Here is a 7118-nt window from a genome sequence, read left to right as displayed (position 1 = left end):
CCCTCCCGGCCGTGGACGGTTACGCCGCCCTGCGTGCGCGGATGGCGGAGGCGCGGGAACCGCGCGTGTTCGTCAAGCCGGCGCACGGGTCGTCCGCGTCGGGGGTCGTCGCGCTGCAGACCGCCCCCGGCCGGGTGACGGCCGCCACGTCGGCGGCCTGGACGCCGGGCGGCCTGTGCAATTCGCTGCGCGTCCGCACGTACCGGACCGAGGAGGAGGTCGCCGCCCTCATCGACGCGCTCGCGCCGGACGGTCTGCACGTGGAGCGGTGGCTGCCCAAGGCCGCGATCGGCGGCCGGGCGTTCGACCTGCGCGTCGTCGTCATCGGCGGCGAACCGACGCACGCCGTCGTCCGGACGAGCCGTCACCCCATGACGAACCTCCATCTGGGCGGTGCCAGGGGAGACCTGGGCGCGGTGCAGCGCGTCCTTGGCGCCGACGGCTGGGAACGGGCCCTGGACGTGTGCGCGCGGGCCGCCGCCTGCTTTCCGGGCAGCGCGATGATCGGCGTCGACCTGCTCGTCGGCACGGGCCTGCGGCGGTTCGAGGTCGGCGAGGTGAACGCGTTCGGTGACCTGCTGCCCGGCCTCACGGGCCTGCCCGGCGGCTCCGCCGAAGGCGTCGACACCTACACTGCCCAGGTCAGGGCGGTTCTCGCCGGGAGCGGTGCGTGCACGACATGAACGAGATCATCGGCAGCCATGACCTGCTGCTGGTGACGCTCGACACGCTCCGCTACGACGTGGCCGCCGAACTGGCCGCGGCCGGTGGGACGCCCACCCTCGCGGGCCTCCTCCCAGAAGGCCGGTGGGAGAGGCGCCACACGCCGGGTAGTTTCACCTATGCCGCGCACACCGCGATGCTGGCGGGGTTCATGCCGACCCCCGCGTCCCCTGGGCCGCACCCACGGCTCTTCGCGGGAGCGTTCCCCGGCAGCGAGACGACCGCTCCCGGCACCTGGACGTTCGACGCCGCAGACCTGCCCTCCGGGCTCGCCGCCGCCGGCTACCACACGGTCTGCGTGGGCGGAGTCGGATTCTTCAACAAGCTGACGCCGCTCGGAGCGGCGCTTCCGTCGCTGTTCGCCGAGAGCCACTGGGAACGCGAGTTCGGCGTGACCGACCCGGGGGCGCTGCCCAACCAGATCGACCGCGTCGCCGAGATCATGGAGCGGCAGCCCGCTGGCAGGCGCCTGTTCCTGCTGCTGAACGTCGCGTCCCTGCACCAGCCCAACTGGTTCTATCTCGACCCTGACGCCGGCCAGGGCGCGACCTCCTCGGCGGGGGACACGCGCGCCAGCCATGCCGCCGCCCTGCGCCATGTCGACGCCCACATCGGCCGGCTGTTCGCCCTGATGCGCCGCCCCTGCTTCGTCATCGTCTGCTCCGACCACGGCACGGCGTACGGGGAGGACGGCCACACCGGGCACCGCATCGGCCACGAGGTCGTCTGGACCGTTCCGTACGGGGAGTTCATTCTGCCGTGACGCCATACCAGGGTTACGTGTACGCCTATCCGCACAAGACCGCCTACCGGCCGCTGAGCCCCGAACCCTTGTTGCGGGACGTGTGGGCGGGCGAGCCGCTCGACACGCTATTTCTCTACCTCCATGTCCCGTTCTGCGAGATGCGGTGCGGCTTCTGCAACCTGTTCACCCGCACCGGCGCACCCGAAGAGTTGACCGGCGCCTACCTGGATGCGCTCAACCGGCAGGCCACGGCCGTATTGGACGCGCTGGGCGACGACGCCTCGTTCGCCACTTCGGCGTTCGGCGGCGGCACTCCGACCTACTTCACCGCGTCCGAGCTGGAACGGCTCTGCGACGTGGCCGGACGGTTCCCGGGCTTCGGTGCGATTCCCCTGGGCGTGGAGACATCACCGGCGACGGCCACCACCGACCGGCTGACGGTCCTCGCCGAACGCGGGACCACCCGGATTTCGATCGGCGTGCAGAGCTTCCTGGATGAGGAGGCACGCGCGGCCGTCCGCCCGCAGAAACGCGCCGAGGCGGAGGCGGCGCTGGACCGCATCCGTGCAGTGGGCTTCCCGACCCTCAACATCGACCTCATCTACGGCATCGACGGCCAGACTCCCGCGACGTGGATGCACTCCCTGAACGCCGCCCTCGCGTGGCACCCGGAGGAGATCTACCTCTATCCCCTTTACGTCCGCCCGCTCACCGGGCTCGGCCGCCGCGCCCAAGACTGGGACGACCAGCGCCTCACCCTCTACCGCCTCGGCCGTGACCATCTCCTGGCCGAAGGCTACGAGCAGGTGTCGATGCGCATGTTCCGCCTGCCAGGCGACACCGTCAACGGCACCGAGTACTGCTGCCAGACCGACGGCATGGTCGGCTTGGGGTGCGGGGCCCGTTCCTACACATCCGCCCTGCACTACTCCTTCGAGTACGCGGTCGGCGCGGGCCAGGTGCGCTCCATCATCGACGCCTATGTGCGCGAGGACGACTTCACCACCGCCCGCGTGGGCCTCGAACTGGACGACGACGAACGGCGCAGGCGGCACCTCGTCCAATCCCTCCTGCAGGCAACCGGCCTCGACCGGGGCGCCTACCGCGCGCGCTTCGGCACCGACCCAATGGACGACTTCCCCGCTGACCTCAAGTCGTTCGACGACCGTGGCTGGCTGGAGACGACCGATAACGCTCTAAGGCTGACCCCGGAGGGGCTCGCCTACTCCGACGTCGTCGGCCCCGCGCTGTTCTCGCCTCGCGTCCAGGAACTCATGTCCGCCTACGAGGCGCGCTGATGGACCACCTGACGATCCTCTACCGGGGACCGCTCGCCAGTTGCGACTACGCCTGCCCCTATTGCCCGTTCGCCAAGCGCCGCGACACACCGGACCAACTACGTGCGGACCGGGCGGCGTTGGAACGCTTCACGGAGTGGGTCTCCCGCCAGGACCACCCCATCTCCATCCTGTTCACACCGTGGGGGGAAGGGCTCGTCCGCTCCTGGTACAGGCGCGCCCTCACCGAACTCAGCCACGTCCGCCACGTCGAACGGGTGGCGATCCAGACCAACTTGAGTCACCGCGTGTCATGGACGTCTGATGCCGACCTCACCCGGCTGGCCCTGTGGGCGACCTACCACCCCGGCGAGGTGCCCTACGACCGGTTCCTCGGCAAGTGCCGTGAGCTGACGGAACGCGGAGTGCGGTACAGCGTCGGGATCGTCGGGAAGCCCGAGCACCTCGATCCGGCCAGGCGCCTGCGCGACGATCTCCCCACCGGGACGTACCTGTGGGTGAATGCCGCCGAAGGACACACCTACGAAGATGCGGAAGCCGCCTCCTGGACGGAGGTCGACCCGTTGTTCCCGGTGAGCCGGCACCCGCACCCCAGCCGCGGCCTCGCCTGCCGCACCGGCGAGACCGTCGTGTCCGTGGACGGCGCCGGCACGGTGCGCCGCTGCCATTTCGTCCCGGCCGTGCTGGGCAACCTCTACGACGGCTCGTTCAGGGACGCGCTCATGCCCCGCCCGTGCCCCCTCGACAAGTGCGATTGCCACATCGGCTATGTCCACCTTGTGCCACTCGGCCTCTACGACACGTTCGCGGGCGGTGTCCTCGAACGCATCCCCGCCCTGCTCGGCCGTCCGTGACGGAACCGGTCCCGCCGGCGGCCCGCGTACTCCGGCGTGCGTCCGGGACGGCGCCGGAACCGGCGGTGAGTCCAGATCTCGTGCGCGACCGTCTCAAAGAGCGCATGCTTGCCACTAGCCGGTGAACTTAGGCGGTTCCGTGGACCATCGACAGCGCCCCCACTTCGTTCTCGCGCTCGAGCCGGTCGAAGCGGCCGTCCGGGCCGCCCGCGACACGGTGCGCGCCGTCCTGGAAGGCTGGGACCGCCAGGACGTCCACGGAGACCTGGAGCTCATCACCAGCGAACTCGTGAGCAACGCCATCCGCCACGCGAACACGGTCACGCTCGTCCTCTACCTGCCCGATGACAAGACGGCCATGGTCGAGGTATGGGACGACAACCCGCAGGGGCCGGCCGTGCCCGCCCCCGACCTCCACGCCGAAGGGGGCCGCGGCCTGATACTCGTCGGGGCCCTGTCCCGCGCCTGGGGCTGGCGATCCACGGCCGAGGGGAAAGTCACCTGGGCCCAAACCGTCACGCCCTGAACAGCCCCGCGCGCCGCTGCCGCTCAGGTCTGTTTCTCGGGGTGGTAGTCGGCCTCGTCTATACCGAAGGTCCAGGCGACGCCCGCGCGCGCCGTGCGGGTGGCCGGGGGGACGCGCAGATAGTAGGTGCGGTACGTGCCGTCCGGTTCGGGTGTCGAATTGACCACCTCGACCATGACGACGGGCTCGTCGCCGGGCAGGTCGATCGACCAGAGGACGCCGGTCTCGTCCCGGTGCAGGGGACGCGCGCCGGTCTCCGCCAGATAGCGGTCGTAACCGAAGATCTCCAGCATCACCCGGCGCAGCTCGGCGTTCTCCTCGGCGAGGATGCGGTCGGCCGTCAGCCCGGTCAGCGTCTCCACGAAATCGGGGGGAATCGGCATGCCGCGCCAGGCGTGCAACGCGAACCCGTCGGGGTAGGCGAGGGCCGGGCCGTCGCCGCGGTGCAGCCGCCCGGGCTCGTCCCGATAGAGCTCCCCGGGACGCTCTGAAAGGATCACGAGCCGCTCGTACGGCCACCACCAGCCGGCGGAACGGGCCACCTCCGCGAGACCGGCGAGCGGACCGTCCAGCCGTCCGAGCGCCTCGAAGAACGCCAGCCACGGCGCGTCGTGCTGGCCCAGGACCGCGTCGAGCGTGGAGCCTCGCAGCACCGCCGTGGCCGCCCGCGCCCGCGCGGAGGGCTCGGCCCGCTCGGCGTCGTCCACCGCGAGGTCGCCGATGGCGCCGCGCACCCGCATGACGAGTGACTGCACCTGGTCCCACAGCAGCCCGCCCGTCTCGGCCCACACCCGCGACCACTGCTCCGGCCCCTGTTCGGAGCAGGCCGCGGCGCGCTCGGCCTCCCATGGGCGCGTCCTCACCTCGTTCAGGACGCAGGCCCCCGCGTCCCCGCGCCGCGCCAGGAGCGCCGCGGCGACGGCGCCACGCGCGGGTGAGGGCATCCACACGTACCGTTCGGGAGGCTCCAGGCCGGCGGCCGCGTAGGCGGCGGCGACACCGGCCTCGGCCCGGTCGCGGTCGGCGGGGCCGGTGCCGAACGCCACCGCCTGCCAGTCGGCGACCACGAAATGGGATTCCCGCGCTGCCGCGGTGCGCATCCGGATCCTCCTCAGTCGGCCACGACGCGGACGGCGCCGGGGATGTACTCGCGCTGGCGGATCACCCGGTACCAGCCCTTGGGCAGCGAGATCGCCGCGTGCTCCTCGTGGACCAGCCGCCCGCCGGACGGCAGGTGCAGGTGGTCCGGTGTGAGCGGGTCGGGGGAGCGCAGCAGCGAACCGGGTGCGGCCAGCGCGTGCGCGTGGCCCGTCGCCTCGCCGAGCGCGAGGACCATGCGTCCCCGGCCGTCCCGCGGGGCCGGCGGCACACCGCGCACGGCGCGCGGGACCGCCTCCTCCGGCACGGGCAGAATCAGGATGTCTCCCTGTCGGTACATGTGGCGAACGTAACGTCCGCCACCGACAGAACGGGGCTCTCGCCGCCGCGCTAGAAGCCGCGGGTGCGGCGGGCCGCCGGCCGTGCCCAGCGCCCGGACGCGCTCAGCCCGACGTGCTGGAAGGCCCGGACGAGTTCACCGCCGAGGTTGACGCCCGCGGCCAGCGCGAGGGCCACCGACACCGCGCCGATGAGGCTGAGCACACCCGTGTCCGGCGAGCCGGTGTTGAGCTCGACCATTCCGCGGTAGAGCGCCGTCCCGGGCAGGAGGGGGCCGATGGCCGGTACGACGAGCGGCATCACCGGCTGCCCCTGCCTGCGGGCGAGCCAGTTGGCGAGCACGCCGACGACGGTGGCGGCCACGGCCGCGGCCAGGACGGGGGGAAGCTGCCATCCGCGGGCGAGGACGTAAAGCACCCAGATCAGGGCGCCGCCCAAGGCCGCGGCGACCAGCACCTCGCGTGGCGCGGCGAGGGATATCGCGAACGTCAGCGAGATCGCGGCGGCCGCGATGATCGCGATCGGCTCCAGCTTCGCCGGTGCGGCGGGCAGATGGCTGACGTCGATCGGCGCGCCGAGGCTGACCGCCAGGTACACGACCGCGCCGAGCCCCGCGACGAGGGCCGCGATGATGAAGAAGACCTCCAGCACCCGTGCCCCGGCGCTGACCAGGTCACCGGTGATGCCGTCCTGGATGCTGGCGACCAGGGGCCGGCCCGGCAGCAGCGCGAGGATCGCGCCGGTGACGATCGCGGTGGCCTGACCCGGGCTGCCCACGCTGACCACCAGGGCCGCGGCTCCCGCGCCGATCGCGGCGGCGACCGCCAGCTGGAAGAACTCCGCGATGCCGCGCCGCGCCAGGATGGCGCCGGTGCGCTCGCCCACCAGGGTGGCGCCGAGCGCGGTGGTCGCCACGAGCGGCCCGCCACCGGCCAGCACACTGCCCGAGGCGCTGACGAGACCCAGCGACACGACCAGCAGCCAAGCCGGATACGGCGCCCGGCCTCGCTTGATCTCCGCGAGCCTACGGTGCGCCTCGTCCAGTTCCAGCATGCCGATGGAGGCTTCCTGGACGAGCTTGTGCAGCGCGGTGAGCCGCCAATAGGCGGGGGTCCGGCGCCGGATGGCCCGCGTCCCCGTCATCGGCGGCGCGCCCCTCCCCGGGTGCGCCGACACCAGAATGCTGGTCAGCGTGACCTGGACCTCGCAGCGTGGCAGTTCGTAGGCGACCGCCAGGCTGAGCATCGCCTCGTTCACACGCTCGGTGGTCTCCCCGCTGGCCAGGAGGAGCTCGCCCACGCGCAGCACGAGGTCGATCGTCCGCGGGTCGACGACCTCGCCGGGTTCCTCCTCGGGCGGTTCCGGTGGGCTCGCGTCCATCAGGACCCGCCACGTCCGCCGCAGCCGCTGCGCCGCGGGCGACCCCCGCAGGCGCTCCGCCGCGTACGGCCCCAGTACGCGCTCAGCCGCGCCCATTCCCCCGAGACGTCCTTCCGCAGTGCGAACCGATCTTGACTGGCAGGCTACCCCCGGCC

At 72.2% G+C, this 7118-nt stretch carries 8 protein-coding genes; 5 read left to right on the top strand and 3 right to left on the bottom strand.

Translation table 11 applies throughout. The annotated features are described in order from the left end of the window. From E1289_RS35405 to E1289_RS35385, 5 genes are all read left to right on the top strand, one after another. Positions 1–683, top strand: a 683-nt coding sequence (locus E1289_RS35405) for an STM4014 family protein (RefSeq protein WP_207929360.1), incomplete at its 5' end; no start/stop codon positions are given. After that, positions 680–1486, top strand: a complete 807-nt coding sequence (locus tag E1289_RS35400; RefSeq protein WP_131988181.1) for an STM4013/SEN3800 family hydrolase — start codon at positions 680–682, stop codon at positions 1484–1486. The genes E1289_RS35405 and E1289_RS35400, both read left to right, overlap by 4 nt. After that, entirely contained in the window at positions 1483–2766 is a 1284-nt protein-coding gene (locus E1289_RS35395) for an STM4012 family radical SAM protein (RefSeq protein WP_243713388.1), read from the top strand. Before E1289_RS35400 ends, E1289_RS35395 begins: the two co-directional genes overlap by 4 nt. After that, positions 2766–3620: an STM4011 family radical SAM protein gene (locus tag E1289_RS35390; protein ID WP_131988175.1), complete on the top strand. Its 855-nt coding sequence runs from the start codon at positions 2766–2768 to the stop codon at positions 3618–3620. The genes E1289_RS35395 and E1289_RS35390 overlap by 1 nt, the downstream gene beginning before the upstream one ends. 139 nt (positions 3621–3759) lie before the next feature. Beyond that, positions 3760–4146: an ATP-binding protein gene (locus E1289_RS35385; RefSeq protein WP_165970756.1), complete on the top strand. Its 387-nt coding sequence runs from the start codon at positions 3760–3762 to the stop codon at positions 4144–4146. Positions 4147–4169: 23 nt separating this feature from the next. Here the strand turns inward: E1289_RS35385 and E1289_RS35380 are convergent, their stop codons facing one another. From E1289_RS35380 to E1289_RS35370, 3 genes are read right to left on the bottom strand one after another with little or no spacing between them, the layout of a single operon-like run. Beyond that, complete coding sequence (locus E1289_RS35380) at positions 4170–5246, bottom strand: DUF6745 domain-containing protein (protein ID WP_131988171.1); 1077 nt, start codon at positions 5244–5246, stop codon at positions 4170–4172. Positions 5247–5257: 11 nt separating this feature from the next. After that, complete coding sequence (locus E1289_RS35375) at positions 5258–5584, bottom strand: hypothetical protein (RefSeq protein WP_131988169.1); 327 nt, start codon at positions 5582–5584, stop codon at positions 5258–5260. A gap of 50 nt (positions 5585–5634) precedes the next feature. Further along, positions 5635–7059, bottom strand: coding sequence for a threonine/serine exporter family protein (locus E1289_RS35370; RefSeq protein WP_243713386.1), 1425 nt, complete (start codon positions 7057–7059; stop codon positions 5635–5637). Between the last annotated feature and the right edge of the window lie 59 nt (positions 7060–7118).

Origin of the sequence: Actinomadura sp. 6K520 (genome assembly GCF_004349245.1) — a bacterium.
GTDB lineage: Bacteria > Actinomycetota > Actinomycetes > Streptosporangiales > Streptosporangiaceae > Spirillospora.
The sequence above is the reverse complement of the archived record's forward strand: the minus strand, read 5'-3'. Positions and strand labels throughout refer to the sequence as shown.

Bases quoted from the DNA above. Each gene is read 5' to 3' on its own strand.
- E1289_RS35400 (WP_131988181.1), top strand. From the start codon at position 680: ATGAACGAGATCATCGGCAGCCATGACCTGCTGCTGGTGACGCTCGAC.
- E1289_RS35390 (WP_131988175.1), top strand. From the start codon at position 2,766: ATGGACCACCTGACGATCCTCTACCGGGGACCGCTCGCCAGTTGCGAC.
- E1289_RS35380 (WP_131988171.1), bottom strand. From the start codon at position 5,246: ATGCGCACCGCGGCAGCGCGGGAATCCCATTTCGTGGTCGCCGACTGG.
- E1289_RS35375 (WP_131988169.1), bottom strand. From the start codon at position 5,584: ATGTACCGACAGGGAGACATCCTGATTCTGCCCGTGCCGGAGGAGGCG.
- E1289_RS35370 (WP_243713386.1), bottom strand. From the start codon at position 7,059: ATGGGCGCGGCTGAGCGCGTACTGGGGCCGTACGCGGCGGAGCGCCTG.